The 13,416-nt window shown below is 57.1% G+C and carries 15 protein-coding genes; 3 read left to right on the forward strand and 12 right to left on the reverse strand.

The window, feature by feature from the left end:
* Window positions 1–143: 143 nt before the first annotated feature.
* Both groL and groES read right to left on the reverse strand, forming a co-directional pair.
* The gene (groL, locus tag VEG30_12590) at window positions 144–1,811 is read right to left on the reverse strand and encodes a chaperonin GroEL (protein HXZ80764.1); all 1,668 of its coding nucleotides are present in this window, start codon (window positions 1,809–1,811) and stop codon (window positions 144–146) included.
* Window positions 1,812–1,935: 124 nt separating this feature from the next.
* Entirely contained in the window at window positions 1,936–2,271 is a 336-nt protein-coding gene (gene groES / locus VEG30_12595; GenBank protein HXZ80765.1) for a co-chaperone GroES, read from the reverse strand.
* A 308-nt stretch (window positions 2,272–2,579) separates the two neighbouring features.
* On the opposite strand from groES, the gene VEG30_12600 reads away from it, so the two are divergent.
* Window positions 2,580–3,020, forward strand: coding sequence for a carboxypeptidase-like regulatory domain-containing protein (locus tag VEG30_12600; GenBank protein ID HXZ80766.1), 441 nt, complete (start codon window positions 2,580–2,582; stop codon window positions 3,018–3,020).
* A 278-nt stretch (window positions 3,021–3,298) separates the two neighbouring features.
* Here the strand turns inward: VEG30_12600 and VEG30_12605 are convergent, their stop codons facing one another.
* From VEG30_12605 to VEG30_12625, 5 genes are all read right to left on the reverse strand, one after another.
* Window positions 3,299–3,919: a hypothetical protein gene (locus tag VEG30_12605; protein HXZ80767.1), complete on the reverse strand. Its 621-nt coding sequence runs from the start codon at window positions 3,917–3,919 to the stop codon at window positions 3,299–3,301.
* A 218-nt stretch (window positions 3,920–4,137) separates the two neighbouring features.
* On the reverse strand, window positions 4,138–5,388 hold the full coding sequence (locus VEG30_12610) for an ATP-binding cassette domain-containing protein (protein ID HXZ80768.1): 1,251 nt from the start codon (window positions 5,386–5,388) through the stop codon (window positions 4,138–4,140).
* A gap of 12 nt (window positions 5,389–5,400) precedes the next feature.
* Window positions 5,401–6,522 carry an ABC transporter permease gene (locus VEG30_12615; protein ID HXZ80769.1) on the reverse strand — a complete coding sequence of 374 codons (1,122 nt, stop codon included), beginning with the start codon at window positions 6,520–6,522 and terminating at the stop codon, window positions 5,401–5,403.
* Window positions 6,519–7,832, reverse strand: coding sequence for an ABC transporter permease (locus VEG30_12620; protein ID HXZ80770.1), 1,314 nt, complete (start codon window positions 7,830–7,832; stop codon window positions 6,519–6,521). Before VEG30_12620 ends, VEG30_12615 begins: the two co-directional genes overlap by 4 nt.
* Before the next feature lie 149 nt (window positions 7,833–7,981).
* Window positions 7,982–9,232, reverse strand: coding sequence for a Fe-S-containing protein (locus VEG30_12625; protein ID HXZ80771.1), 1,251 nt, complete (start codon window positions 9,230–9,232; stop codon window positions 7,982–7,984).
* Between the two features lie 287 nt (window positions 9,233–9,519).
* Here VEG30_12625 and VEG30_12630 point away from each other — a divergent pair, with 287 nt between their 5' ends.
* A complete protein-coding gene (locus tag VEG30_12630; protein ID HXZ80772.1) occupies window positions 9,520–9,669 on the forward strand; it encodes a nuclear transport factor 2 family protein in 150 nt (49 codons plus the stop codon).
* Complete coding sequence (locus VEG30_12635; protein ID HXZ80773.1) at window positions 9,666–9,941, forward strand: hypothetical protein; 276 nt, start codon at window positions 9,666–9,668, stop codon at window positions 9,939–9,941. Before VEG30_12630 ends, VEG30_12635 begins: the two co-directional genes overlap by 4 nt.
* 106 nt (window positions 9,942–10,047) lie before the next feature.
* Here the strand turns inward: VEG30_12635 and VEG30_12640 are convergent, their stop codons facing one another.
* From VEG30_12640 to VEG30_12660, 5 genes are read right to left on the reverse strand one after another with little or no spacing between them, the layout of a single operon-like run.
* Window positions 10,048–10,269, reverse strand: a complete 222-nt coding sequence (locus tag VEG30_12640; GenBank protein ID HXZ80774.1) for a hypothetical protein — start codon at window positions 10,267–10,269, stop codon at window positions 10,048–10,050.
* Between the two features lie 52 nt (window positions 10,270–10,321).
* Window positions 10,322–11,008 (reverse strand): M48 family peptidase, encoded by a 687-nt coding sequence (locus VEG30_12645; protein HXZ80775.1) that lies wholly within the window; start codon window positions 11,006–11,008, stop codon window positions 10,322–10,324.
* Window positions 11,005–11,559 carry a hypothetical protein gene (locus tag VEG30_12650; protein HXZ80776.1) on the reverse strand — a complete coding sequence of 185 codons (555 nt, stop codon included), beginning with the start codon at window positions 11,557–11,559 and terminating at the stop codon, window positions 11,005–11,007. Before VEG30_12650 ends, VEG30_12645 begins: the two co-directional genes overlap by 4 nt.
* A complete protein-coding gene (locus tag VEG30_12655; protein ID HXZ80777.1) occupies window positions 11,556–11,993 on the reverse strand; it encodes a hypothetical protein in 438 nt (145 codons plus the stop codon). The genes VEG30_12650 and VEG30_12655 overlap by 4 nt, the downstream gene beginning before the upstream one ends.
* Complete coding sequence (locus tag VEG30_12660) at window positions 11,990–13,384, reverse strand: tetratricopeptide repeat protein (GenBank protein ID HXZ80778.1); 1,395 nt, start codon at window positions 13,382–13,384, stop codon at window positions 11,990–11,992. Before VEG30_12660 ends, VEG30_12655 begins: the two co-directional genes overlap by 4 nt.
* Between the last annotated feature and the right edge of the window lie 32 nt (window positions 13,385–13,416).

Consider the following 13,416-nt stretch of genomic DNA (forward strand, 5'->3'; position numbering starts at 1 on the left):
GCGAAATCGAAAAGCCCATCTGGCAAGAAATGCACAAGGGCCTGCTTGATTTGGGTGTGGGAAGGCGGTTTTGACAACTTCAAAACAATAAGGCCTGCTCCGAGGAGCAGGCCTTCACACCGGTTCAAGCCGGTCAGCTCTTCTTAGTACATGTCGCCCATGCCGTGGCCGCCGGGAGCTGCCGGAGCTTTCTTCTCTTCCGGAATCTCCGAGACCAGGGCTTCGGTGGTCAACATCAGAGCGGCGATCGAAGCCGCGTTCTGCAACGCCGTGCGGGCCACCTTAGTTGGATCAATGACGCCAGCCTTGACCAGGTCTTCGAACTTATCGGTCTGGGCGTTAAAACCGAAATTGACGTCCTTGGACTCCAGCACCTTGCCCACCACGACTGCACCTTCCTCGCCGGCGTTGCCGACGATCTGGCGCAGGGGCTCTTCCAGCGCCCGCTTCACGATGTTGATGCCGATCTGCTCGTCCCCCTCAACCTTGATCGAGTGCAGCGCCTCGGCTGAGCGCAGCAGGGCCACGCCGCCTCCGGGAACGATGCCTTCCTCAACCGCAGCACGGGTGGCGTGCATGGCATCCTCGACTCGAGCCTTCTTCTCCTTCATCTCGGTCTCGGTTGCCGCGCCCACCTTGATCACCGCAACTCCGCCGACTAGCTTCGCCAACCGCTCCTGCAGCTTCTCGCGGTCGTAGTCGCTGGTGGTCTTCTCGATCTGGCTGCGGATCTCCTTCACCCGGCCTTCGATCTCGGCCTGCTTGCCCTTACCCTCAACGATGGTGGTGTTGTCCTTGTCGACGGTAACCTTCTTGGCCTGGCCGAGGTCGCTGATCTGCACGTTTTCCAGCTTGATGCCGAGGTCTTCGGTAATAGCTTTGCCACCGGTTAGGATCGCAATATCCTGCAGCATGGCCTTGCGCCGATCGCCGAAGCCAGGAGCTTTCACAGCGCAGACTTGCAGCGTTCCGCGCAGCTTGTTGACGACCAGAGTTGCCAGCGCTTCGCCTTCCACGTCTTCTGCGACGATGACCAGCGGCTTGCCGCCCTTAGCGATCTGCTCGAGCAGCGGGAGCAGGTCCTTCATCGACGAAATTTTCTTCTCGTGGATCAGAATGTAGGCGTTCTCCAGAACGGCTTCCATCCGCTCCGGATCGGTCACGAAGTAAGGCGACAGATAGCCGCGGTCGAACTGCATGCCCTCAACCACATCGAGCTGGGTCTCCATGGTCTTGGACTCTTCCACCGTGATCACACCATCCTTGCCGACCTTCTTCATCGCCTCGGCGATAATTCTGCCGATGGTCTCGTCGTTGTTGGCGGAGATGGTGCCCACCTGCGCGATCGCCTTCATGTCGCCAGCGACCGGCTTGGAGAGGTCATTGAGCTTTCCACCATTCCATTTGCTGTGCTCTTCGTCATAGGTTCCGCAAACCGCCTGAACCGCCTTCTCGACGCCGCGCTTCAAAGCCATGGGATTGGCGCCGGCAGCAACGGTCTTGACGCCCTCGCGGAAGATTGCCTGCGCCAGAACGGTTGCGGTGGTGGTGCCGTCGCCAGCAACATCGGAGGTCTTCGAGGCAACCTCGCGGACCATCTGCGCACCCATGTTCTCGAGCGTGTCCTTCAGCTCGATTTCCTTAGCAACCGTGACGCCGTCCTTGGTGATGGTGGGAGAGCCGAACTTCTTTTCAATAACCACGTTGCGGCCCTTCGGACCAAGCGTGACTTTCACGGCGTCGGCCAGCACATTGACGCCGCGGAGAATCGCCTGACGCGACTCCTCGCCTTGCACTACTTGCTTCGCCATAGTTTTCCAATCTCCTTCAAATGTGTTTGCGGCTCAAAGCCGCGGTCTGAACTGCAGATACGTGGCGGGTTGATTCCGCCTTCTTAGGTCCGGGTGCGGTCACGCCAGCACCGGCCGCTCCTGCCTACTTGCGCGCTCCGGCATGCTCTTTGCTGCCTTTGTGCGAGCCCTCGAGAATGCCGAGCACTTCTTCTTCCCGCATGATCAGGAAGTCTTCGCCGTCGATCTTGATTTCGGTGCCGGCGTACTTGCCAAACAGGATGCGATCGCCTGCTTTTACATCCAGGGGGAATACCTTGCCGTCTTCATTGATCTTTCCCTTGCCGACGGAGATGACTTCACCCTCCTGGGGCTTGTCCTTAGCGGTGTCGGGGATGATGATGCCCCCACGGGTGGTTTCCGATTCCTCCACACGCCGGACCACAATCCGGTCATGCAAGGGGGTGAGCTTAGTTGCCATGCTTGCGACTCCTTTCGCGGTAACTATCTGGTTTAGGAATTTGGGAAGTTGGCCAGACGGCGTCGAGGAGCTACTAGCACTCCACGCCATCGAGTGCTAATTCTAAAAGAAAGGCCACAGGACTTGTCAAGAGGTTGAGTACAACTAGCTCATAAGCGGCAGAAGTCAACGTAAGTAGCTTTATTTACTGTATATTACATGCATCGCAATTTTCGATAGCGATAATTACAGTTTCACGTCCGCGCGGAGGAAGCTTGGCACAGGCTGAGAATTGCAACACCGGAAACCTCTGCTTAGAATTCTGAGCTATGAAGATTCGTGCCCTGGTTCTCGCCTTGCTGCTGATTCTTGTCCTGAGTTGGGGAGGGATTGCTCTGGTTGCGGGTGAAAAATCGAAAGCCTGCGATCTTAGTTTCAAAGTTCTCAGGGCGAGCAACGGTAAGCCTGTACGCAACGCAGCTGTCGTTCTGCATCCGGTAGACAAGAAGGGGAAGCAGGAATCTGGCGGGATCGAACTGAAGACTGATTCCGACGGCAATGCCGCGTTCAACAGTGTGCCTTACGGTAAGTTGAGAATCCAGGTACTGGCGCCCGGCTTTCAGACGTTCGGGCAGGACTATGACATCAATGAGCCGAGCAAAATTATCGAAGTGAAACTGAACCCGCCGCAGAAGGAATACTCCATCTACGAAAACAAGCCAAAGAACGATGATCCCAAAACTCTGCCGAAAGAGTCTCCCAAACAATAAGGGCCGAAAGTCCAATATTCGGATTGGACGTGATCGGGGTCTTATCTCGGGGACCCAGGCCTTAGCCAGGCGCGCGGCGTTCTTCTGCTATCGCATCGCTTCCTGGTAACGGGCCAGCAGTTTCGCATCCTCGAGCGAGCTGCACGTTGAGTGGCTGGGCAGACTTTCGGATCAAGAACGCTATTCCCAAACTCCCGCGGACAGGAGTGTCCGCGCCACACGGGCAAAAAAAGACCGCTCCAAAGGAGCGGTCTCGTTGCCGAGGAATCTTAGACTGCTTAACCGCCAGTTCCGCAGGTGCAAACGCCAGCGCCGCTGCCCAATTGCTGCACGAACAGGCAAGTAGTGCCGAGCGTGCTCAGCTCACTCTGCGACAGAGGCGTGGAAGTAAACGAAGCTTCCGTGGGAATCAGCACTCCGCCAGCCGCCCCATGAAGGTGGGTTGCCCAGGCGTTCAAGTCCGGGGTTGGCACCGGAGCAAGCTCGGAGCAGTTGCTGTACGCATCGGAAACGATCTTGATCACGCCGTTATATGGTGTCGGCGGCCTGAGCACATGTTGCACCAGGTTGTTCTTCAGCGAAAGCACTAGCAGGCCATTGGGGGAAATCGGGCAGTGGCAGCACTCTTCCATTTCCTGCTGTGCGTCGAATACGTAGATGTCGGCACAGAGATAGCCCTGAGTACTGCGCAGTCTGGGGCCTCCCTGCAACCCGGGGTTCACGATCTCGATTTGCACATCCACGGCGGTGTTGTTATTCAGAAAGTAAGTATCCTGGTAAACGTCGGTGCACGGGGTAGTGCACTGTGCCCACCCCGGCAAGCAAGCCGCGCATATTAGAAGCACTACCGCGGCGGTCAGGAGAAACACACGTATCAACGATTGGGCGCCTGTGTTCATCAACTGCCTCCTTTTAGTGCTGTGGCCGGACAACTCGGTTTGGGGCCTTACGAGGTATGTTTCACGAGATAGGGAATTGGAAGGAAGAATGCGCTCGGAAGGAAGCCCTGTCAAGACTCGCCAATGTTAAAAAAGCATGTATGAAACAAATCGCAACGACGACTGCAAGAACTTGCACAGTCGAAAAACGCAATTAGAGGGGGCCACCGTCCCGCGCCCTAACGTTGCTTGTGGCTTTGTGTGACCGTGCCCTTGGCCCCGGCCATCCTACGGCCACTACAGCAGGGCCCCGGCGGAATTGTCGCACCGTGTGGGCAAGTCTCCGGATGTCCCAGAAAAGAGCAAATTTTTTCCGTCGCTTCCGGCGAAAGGATGTGCTCGAATTTGCAAGCCTGCTCCGCAATCTCTTCCTGGTTCTGCATGCCCAGGCTCTCGATGAACAGGCGCTCGGCCAGGCGATGACGGCGAATTACGTCCTCAGCGCGCTTACGGCCTCTGTCAGTGAACTCGATCACCAGATCCCCATCAACAGGCAGATTGTCCGCTGGCCGCAGGGTGTCGTGGCAGGGATTCACGACAGGAGGGTAATCGTGCTTGTGCCCGGGGTGCTGCCGGGTGGTGACCAAACCCAACTCGGTCATCTTCTCGACCGCCATCGACAGCGACAGTGTGCCGTGCACCTCCATCAGGCCGACTTCGGCGACCGCGCCGGCTTCTTCCCACACCCACATCTCTTCCAGAATTTCGTCGAACTGCTCCTCGTCACCCATCTCAAAGGCTTCCTGAGTAACGATGCGGCCGTGATGCAGTTCCACCCGCCGATCCGCCAGTCGCGACACCAGCGGATCATGCGTAACCATGATGATGGTGCGTCCTTGCCGGTGCAGTTCGCGCAGCAGGCGCAAGACCAGTTCTTCATTGCGGGCGTCGAGGTTGCCGGTAGGCTCGTCAGCGAGCACGATCTTGGGATCGTTGATCAGTGCGCGAGCAATGCAGACTCGCTGCTGCTCTCCGCCAGAAAGATGCGCCGGCAAGTGCTGTGCGCGGTCTTTCAAACCGACGCGCTCTAGAGCTTCCAAAGCTTCAGCTTCGTCGGTCAGGCTATGGAAGTATTGCGCCAGCATGACGTTCTCAAGGGCTGTCAGATAGGGAATCAGATGGAAGGATTGGAAGATGAATCCGATCTTTTCCGCGCGAATACGGTTACGTTCTGCGGAAGAAACGGTGGAGAGGTTTTGCCCATCGAGCCAGATCTCTCCGGAGGTTGGACGATGAAGGCAGCCGATCAGGTTGACGAGCGTGGATTTGCCGGAGCCCGAGGGCCCGATCACCGCCAGCCACTCGCCTGCTTCCACACGCAGCGATACCTGATCCAGAGCGCGCAGCATTGGAACAGGCTTTTCGCCGCCGTGTTTGTTTGCGGCGGCGCGCGCGGGGTAAAGCTGGCTTACCTGACGAAGCTCGATCATTTTCTCTCGATCCTATTCTCCCCTGAGCATGGCCGCGGGTTCAACGCGGTGCAATAATGACAGCGGAACCACGGTAGCTGCCAGCGCCAAAGCTATGCTGCCCAGCACGATTGCCGGAAAGACCGCGGGACGCGTAGCGATGCCGGCATGGAAGTTGACCCGGGCAATCCATTGAGCAAGGCCAACTCCTATTAAGAACCCGGTGCAACCGCCTAAAACTCCCATGATGCCGGCTTGCGCTGCAAAAAATAGATTCACCAACCGGTCGGAGGCGCCAAGAGCCTTCATGACCGCGAAATCCTTGCGCCGATCGAGAACCCAACTGGTGAGCGTCGACAGCATACAAAGAACTGTGGTGATGATGATCAAGGTGGAGCATGCTGCCACCAGCCCGTGGGTTTTGTCCAGCACCCTGGCTTCGGCATCGACCATCTGCTGGATGGGCCGAACGTCAGCCTCAGGCAGTGCGGCACTCAGTTCCCTGAGCGTGGCTGTGATCTCTTCCGGAGACCCATTCACCGCGATCTCGATCACCGAAGTCCGAACGCCGGTCCGCCCGATAAATTCTTGCATAGGTAGATAGACGCGCTGATCCTCGTCACCGCCGGTACGCAGGACGCTGCCGCCCGCGAGTTGGATGGACCTGTGGTCAAAGCTCAGCTCGAAGCTCTCGCCCTTCGGCGACAGCATCGGTGCCAGGCGCGATCCCAGAAGGGAAGCGCCCGGGAGGTCCGCCCGGGGCCAGTGATTTACAGACCACCACGAGTTCAGCTGGCGCACCTTGTCGAAATCCACGCCGGCCACCACAACCGCCTGGCCCCTGTGGGTTCGGGCGACGGCATAGCTGAATTCGACCGCAAGACTGCCGGGCGGCAGCAATGGTTGCATGCGATCCAGGGCAGCTACCGGTAGCTGCCCACCATCCCTGCCGGTGACGATCACATTGGCCCCGTAGTTACGAAATTCACTCAGCAGGTTAGTCTGAGAGCCGAGGTAGAGATTGAAGCTAGTGCTGACGATGCTGGCCGCAATGACTACCGCCAGGAACGCCAAGGCCATACGACCGGGCTGCACCAGCCACGCGCGCAGCAACATGCGCAGGAACATTGACCGCCGCTGGCCGCCCGCTTTCACAGATCACCTCGCAGCACGAGAGCGGGATCGTAATGCACCGCGCGACGGATGGCGAGGGCGCTTCCGGCACAAGTCACCAGCACCGCAATCGCAATCACCAGCGGAAGCAGCACAGGCTGCACGTTGATTCGCGAATCGAATACCCACCGTCCGATCTGATGCGCCAGCAACGAACCGAATCCGTAGCCAATAGCTCCCCCTGAGAGCGCAAGCAGACCAGCCTCAGTAAAAAAGAGAGAAATGATGGCGCGGTTGCTGGCTCCCAGTGCCTTCATGAGCCCAACTTCGGTGCGGCGCTCGAGGATGGCCGTTGCCATCGCCGCAGAGACAGCCAGGCCAGATGCCAGCAGCGCGGCCAGGGCCATCAGCAGCATGAGGCCTTGAATTCGCGACAGCACTCGCCCTTCGTTCTGCGCGACCTGGCGAATCTGCTCTGCACGGGAGTGAGGAATTGCTTCCTGCAGCTGGAATGCAATGGAAGTGGCATAAGGAGAGCAATACCAACGGTCGCGCAGCTCCGGCGACATGGTCTTGGGATCCCGGCGCGCGAAATCGTCCTCCGGTTTAGTGATCGCGCTGACGTACACCTGGCCGACCGCACCAGGCTGATGAAGGATGTCTTGCGCCAGCGCGAGTGGGGCGACGATGGCGCCATCTTCGTCGCCGCCGCTAGAGAGGATCCCGCTGACGTTAAGCTGGCGATCAGCAATTTGAATGTTGCCGCCGGCTTTCAGGCTGAGTTGATGTGCGAGGGTTTCGCCGAGAAGAACCTCAGCCGCGTGAGACAGGCGATTCCGCCTGTCCCCAGCTTCACGGTCAGACGGATTCGAGGGCGAATCCCCAGGCCATGATCCGGCAACCTTCCACCAGGGGTGCGTCATCTCTACCCCGGCGACGAAGTTATCCTTGCCAAAAGAGAGCTGCTTGCGGAAGTAAGTGCCGATCAGGCGAACTGAGCGCTGCTGCGGGCCCACCTTAACGTCGACCGGAAGCATCGGCGAAAAACCGACAATATTGTTGCGCCAAAAGATGCCCTTGATCGCCGGCAGATCCGACTCGCGGAGAAATTCAGTTTCCCCAACCGGCTTGAGATCGACTCCGTTCACGTTTACAGCGAGCGTCTTGGTATCAGGATAGACGACCAGATTAGCGCCGTAGGCCCGAAGCTCGCGGCTGATTTTGTCGCCAACGTCAGTAGCGATGGCGATCATCGCCGTGGCGACGGCGATCCCGAGGCTCACTGCCGCTCCAGCCAGCAGCTTCCTGCGCCGCTGGCGGCGAAAGGATTCGTAAACGAGGCGAACAAACATAAGCAATCACTAGTCAGCACCCAATCTCAAGTGTGAAAGTCAGATCGGGCGAAGCAAGTTAGAAATCAGATCGGCTGAAGTTAGAAATAAAACCCATAACGACGGATGCCCAATTCGTGCTTCACCCGATCGTACTTCGTACTTAAATCTCAGCGCTTGAACCAGTGTGCTCCCGCGCTGAACGCGGCTTCCTGAATAACCAGGTCTCCGTTTTGTTGGGCGGCATCGAGCGGGATGGGGTTGCAGCCGCCTGGCTTCCCCACGGATTGCAGATTGACAGGCGCCGCGCAGTTCTTACAGATCACGCCATTGTCGCCGCGGTAGAAACCAGCGGGACCACAAATTGTGCAAGCATCAAACACGGCAGCAAATTTGCCGTCGGGCTTCTGCATGATCCAAAAACGCACTTCGGTGCCGTTGATTTGTGCTGAGTAGCGGTGCAGATCGCCGTCGCCGACATCCTTCACTGGAATTCGCACTTCGCCGTTCGTGAATACAACCGGCGTTGCGGGCGAAAGGGAAGTAGTGCTCTTGGCATAGATGAACTCGGCGGTTACCAGCAGGATGAACAGGAACGAGGTGACGTAGACCGCACCCATCCATAAGCGCTCGCGCCGAAAGCCTAGCTCCGCCTTGCGACGCTCCGCATTCGAGGCGGTGATCGGAGATGTCGTCTGGCGCCGGCGATATTCAAACAGCACCATCATTGCCGCCAACACGAGAATTGTGACAAAGAAAAAGACATCGTTGCGCACAATGGGACCAACCAGGGCCATCTCCTGGCGGGAAGAGGGAAGCACGCCGTTTTCAGAAAGTTCATGCAGGCCGGAAATCAAAAGCTGAAATGCGACAAAAAATAGAATGACCGTGGTCACACGGAAGAATTTGCGCAGATCGATGCGTACGCTGCCCTTGACGAATGTGACACCAAAGAGCACAGCCAGCGACACCCCGATGAGGGTACCCAGCAAGCTCTGCAGGTCCGAAGAATTCAGGGAGACGGCCGAGAGAATGAGCACGGTCTCTACTCCCTCGCGCAATACCATCAGGAAAACAAAGGCAAAGAGGCCGACTTTAGAGCCGGTCGAGGCGAGCGACCCGACGCGAGCCTCGATTTCACCCTTTAGGCGCGAGGCTGTGCGCATCATAAAGATGATCATGGTGACAACAAAGACCGCGGCCACCAGCATGATCCAGCCTTCAAAGATGTCCTGGTTGAGTCGGAGGCGGGAGAGCACGACTGCTACCGTGAGGCTGCCCACAAAGGCCGCAGCGAGCGCCGAGTAGACGAAGCGCTTGAGGTCGGGGCGACCGATCTTGCTGAGATAGGCGAGAACGATCCCTACAATCAGGGCCGCCTCAACACCCTCACGCAGGGTAACGACTAGGGCCTGGAGCATGAACTGTGATCCTCAAGTAATAACGGGGATTAACGGTTCAAGAGCGAGCTGGACTTTTTTGAAAATGAATTTCAATTTCAACTTAAGATGATACGCTCTGCGGGCGAAGCGGGTCAACGGCGAGTAAGAAGAGAGAGCTGGCGAAGTAGGAAGTCGGATCGCATGAACTAGAGTCGGTCGGGTTTGGCAAGAATGACGATCGGGGGAAGTGTCGGTAGAAATGAAGGGGAAATCGAGCAAGAAGCAAATGCGAATGGTGATCGGGCGACGTGGCAGCGAGGCTGAGAATGAGTGCTATTGAGACGGTGTTGCGGTTTCTGGAGTTAATTAACGAGCACAATGTTGACCAGCTCTCGGCGATGATGACGGAAGACCACATCTTCATCGATTCGCTGGGACAGGCTGTTCGAGGCCGCGAGAAGATGCGGACGGCATGACGCGCTTATTACGCGCTTATTACGCGCTTTGCCCTGACTACTGGGTTTCTCACGAAAAGGTGTTTCAACAGGAAAATTTAGTAGGTATTTTCGGAGCAGCGGGAGGAACGATTGCCGCGAACGGAAAGCTTCCACCGGAAAACCAATGGCGTATTCCAGCCGCCTGGTTTGCCGTGGTGGAACAGGACTTAGTAAAGGAATGGCGCGTCTATGCAGATAATAAGCCCGTACACGAAATCGTCGCCAAATCCAGGAGCTCGGCGGCACGTTGAAAGATCGAAGGTCCGATAAGGTAAAAGGCACGCCTTCAGGGCTTGAGGTTCAGCACCGCTTTGCCGGTTTCGAAGTCGATGGGAACCGAGATGTGATCGTGAACGATCAGCCAATGTGCCATTGATTTTCTGCACCCCGCTGGTTGCGCGTAACCAGAAATCCCATGGCTGACCATTCTTCAGCTTGCCGGTGAACCTGGAGCGCATGGATGAACCCGATGTCGCCACTGCTCAGGATACGCATATCTCGGTACTCCATGTGGGCTTGCACAGAAGCGCACGATGCAATCAGCATCAATGTCAATACAAGAGCGTGTGCGGGGCTCATCCGCTTCTCCAAACTGCTACGATTTCCAGGTAGTGCGCAGGCATACTACTGGTCAGATGAGCTTCAGAAATTTCTTCGCTTCTGCCAGCTGCGGATAGAGCTTCTCCTCTTCCTGAAACTGCTGCGAATGGACGCAGCGCCGGCTGCCGCGCAGTTTTACAGGATGCTTCAAGTGCAGCATTTCGTGATACACGATGTATTCCACGACATATCTGGGAATATCGACATGGTCAAAAACGCGGCTGACCACGATGGTATTGTGCGCAGGATCGTAATGGCCAAGTGCGTTGCGGGAGTGATTCTGGCTCCAGGTCATTTGCGGACGGGCCAGCAACCCATAAAAGAAACGTGAATTCAAGTCCTCAAAAATCGCCTCCAAGTCGTATACGTTCCCTAAAGCGCCCTCGATCTTCTTGCGGCCGCGCATGCCCCTCAGCAGATGAGCCTTTTCGGAAATCTCGTGACTGCCGATGTGTCGCCGATAGCGAACCGCGTGCGCATCCGCTATGGGCTTGCGGTAGATCTTGGCCAGAAGAATATGGGCGATGGCGTGGAGAACACTTTGCGGCGCACCTTCCAGCAAATCCGAAATTCTGACCAGCAGGACGCCGTCTCGTAGCCGGATAGTGTTGTTGATATTGGCAAAGGGAAAGAACTCGACCCGGATCTGGGGTATGGCAGCTCGAGGACGCAACTCCCGGTAGGCAGTCTCAAAGGTTTCCAGCAGGGCCGGCTTCACCGCGCTTTTTCCTTTTCTTTTTCGCGCTTCTCTTTGGCTTTCATCAGCTCAGTCTGTTCCGCGAGTAGTTTGCGGGCATCCTCGACGCTGAGATTGACGGCTTCGATTGCGTCCTGCAGCGCGAAGCCGTACTCGCGAGCCGCGGAAGTCTCGTCCTTGGCAGTGGCTTCTTTGAAGGCACGCAGGCGGTTTTGAAATTCCGTTTCGCCCTCAACAACCAGCTTCAGAGGTTTTCGTAGATCGAGACGCCGGGAGTTGTAATCGTCGATGTTGTCGTCGAGCTCATCAATGAGGCTGCGGAAATCGTCCAGCAGGTCGTGAATCTTCTTGTTCTTCTCTTCCTCAGCGGGATCGGCACGAACATAATCGAGCTTGTCCAAGCGGACGCGGGCAAACTTGACGATCATGGGCAATCGTTGCAGGGGTTCCTGCGCCACCTCGCGCAGTTGATCGCTCTCTGCGTCAGTCAGTGCATCGCGGCGCTGTGCCATCGGTGGTAGGGCCGAGCTGAGAAGCAGACTCGCCGCCAGAATGGGCTTCGCGATTTTCACCTCGCCTCCTTGCCAAACATTCTTTCCAGTAGTTTGTTACGAGCCTGCTCCACCCGCTGGATAGCGGGCTCGATGGGACTGCGGTCTTCCACACTGAGAGAACGCTTGATTTCTTGCATTTTCTCGGCTAGCTTGCGCAGAGAAATCTCAGTTTGCTTCAGCCGTTTTCCGGACTGTCGAGCTTCCTCGCTGGCCTTCTCCGCATAAGTTGCCGAATCGAAAAAATGGGCCTGGCCTTGGGCCACGTTGCCGGAAGTGTATTCCTGATCTGCGACCTCAAGAGCTTTCCTGGCCAGATCAGCATAAAGCTCGATCTGTTTAGTGCCGCCGGCAGCCTCTGCCCGAGCCTTCATCTCCTCCAGCGACTGCGCACTTGATAGCCCCGCAACCGACAGGAGCAGCAGCAGAATGATGAAATGTGTTCTCGCGCTCATCGCTTGTGCTCGATAGCAATCAGCCGGTGCTTGGCCTGCCACTCCTGATCGGGAAACTTGTCGCCGGCCACCTCGAGGAAGTGATGATAATTCTCGGCGGCGAGCTTGTAATTCCGCAGGTGATCGTAGGCGGTTGCCCGCAAGAAATAGGTACTCGCGATCTCCGGCAAGAGTTTGGCACGGGCATCAAGGGCTTGAAGGGTTAAGGGGTAATTCTGGTTCTGTGAAGCTACAAAGGCAAGCGCTCCGTAAATATCGCCCTGGTCGGGTTTGAGTTTGAGACTGCGAACGAATTGATCCTGCGCTTCAGGATAACGCTTGAGCTTGACCAGTGATTCACCCAGCAAGGCGCGCAACTCGGGATCCTGGGGGGATCTTTGCACGGCGGATTGTAAGTGACGCGCAGCTTCATCGTAGTTCTGCAAACGCGTATAGATAGCGGCGATTTCCTTTTCCGCCGGGGGATCGCCAGGCGAAAGCTGTAGACCCTTCTCCAACTCCGGCAGACCTTCGCCAGCGCGATTCAGCAGAACCAACACTCTGCCGAGCTGGACGTGAGCGGTGGCGCTCTGTGGATTAAGCGCCAGGTATTTGCGCAGGCTGGCTTCGGCGACGTCGAGCTGCTGAGCCTTGATGGCGGCGTTGGCCACTCCGGCTACCGCCTCGGCAGAGTTTGGATCAAGATCCGCCGCCTGCTGGAATTCTTTCATTGCTCCGGCGTAGTCATTCTGCTGTTCGAGCAGCACTCCAGCGGAAAGGTGTGGCTCTGGATCCTTGGGCTCGAGTTCGGCGGCACGTCGAAAAGCGGCCAGTGCTTCCTTGGGCTTGCTGGCTTTGAGCACCTGACCCAGCGAGAGCCAAGCGCGAGCGAGTCCCTTTTCCGGCTGCGAGCTGGGCTGCAGGGCAGTGGCGGCTCGCAAGTATTTTTCCGCTTCCGGATCTCCGGCTTTGGCCAGCATTAATCCCAGATTAAGGCTGGCCTCAAACAAGTCAGGCTTCGTGGTGACAGCTTTGCGGTACGACTCAATCGATTCCTTTTCCCGCCCAGTGGCATTCAGGAGAAAGCCCAGGTCAAACCAGGCGCGATAGTTGGAAGGATTGGTAGCTACCGCCTGATTGAGGAGTTTCTCGGCAGCCGGGAAGTCCTTATGGTCGAGCGCCTCTTCCGCCTGGCGAAGCTCAGGAGTGACAATGGGATCGTCAACGGCCTCGCGGTGTTTGCGGACCGTGGTGTGCGTCTGACTTGACTGAGCGAGTGAGCAAGCGGTAAACACGAGAAGAACGACGATCAGCGATATATGCTTTAACGCAATCCTGACCTCGCTGCACGGAGATGAGCCTGCCAGATTCTTGTGCCGCGAAATGCAGAGATGCTTCGCTTCGCTCAGCATGACCCGGAAATTAACAGTCAGAAGCTATCTCA

This window comes from Terriglobales bacterium (genome assembly GCA_035624455.1).
Taxonomy (GTDB): domain Bacteria; phylum Acidobacteriota; class Terriglobia; order Terriglobales; family Acidobacteriaceae; genus DASPRM01.

Bases quoted from the DNA above. Each gene is read 5' to 3' on its own strand.
- VEG30_12625 (HXZ80771.1), bottom strand. From the start codon at position 9,232: ATGCTCCAGGCCCTAGTCGTTACCCTGCGTGAGGGTGTTGAGGCGGCC.
- VEG30_12640 (HXZ80774.1), bottom strand. From the start codon at position 10,269: ATGAGCCCCGCACACGCTCTTGTATTGACATTGATGCTGATTGCATCG.
- VEG30_12635 (HXZ80773.1), top strand. From the start codon at position 9,666: ATGACGCGCTTATTACGCGCTTATTACGCGCTTTGCCCTGACTACTGG.
- VEG30_12655 (HXZ80777.1), bottom strand. From the start codon at position 11,993: ATGAGCGCGAGAACACATTTCATCATTCTGCTGCTGCTCCTGTCGGTT.
- groES (HXZ80765.1), bottom strand. From the start codon at position 2,271: ATGGCAACTAAGCTCACCCCCTTGCATGACCGGATTGTGGTCCGGCGT.
- VEG30_12620 (HXZ80770.1), bottom strand. From the start codon at position 7,832: ATGTTTGTTCGCCTCGTTTACGAATCCTTTCGCCGCCAGCGGCGCAGG.
- VEG30_12605 (HXZ80767.1), bottom strand. From the start codon at position 3,919: ATGAACACAGGCGCCCAATCGTTGATACGTGTGTTTCTCCTGACCGCC.
- VEG30_12630 (HXZ80772.1), top strand. From the start codon at position 9,520: ATGAGTGCTATTGAGACGGTGTTGCGGTTTCTGGAGTTAATTAACGAG.
- VEG30_12600 (HXZ80766.1), top strand. From the start codon at position 2,580: ATGAAGATTCGTGCCCTGGTTCTCGCCTTGCTGCTGATTCTTGTCCTG.
- groL (HXZ80764.1), bottom strand. From the start codon at position 1,811: ATGGCGAAGCAAGTAGTGCAAGGCGAGGAGTCGCGTCAGGCGATTCTC.
- VEG30_12610 (HXZ80768.1), bottom strand. From the start codon at position 5,388: ATGATCGAGCTTCGTCAGGTAAGCCAGCTTTACCCCGCGCGCGCCGCC.
- VEG30_12660 (HXZ80778.1), bottom strand. From the start codon at position 13,384: ATGCTGAGCGAAGCGAAGCATCTCTGCATTTCGCGGCACAAGAATCTG.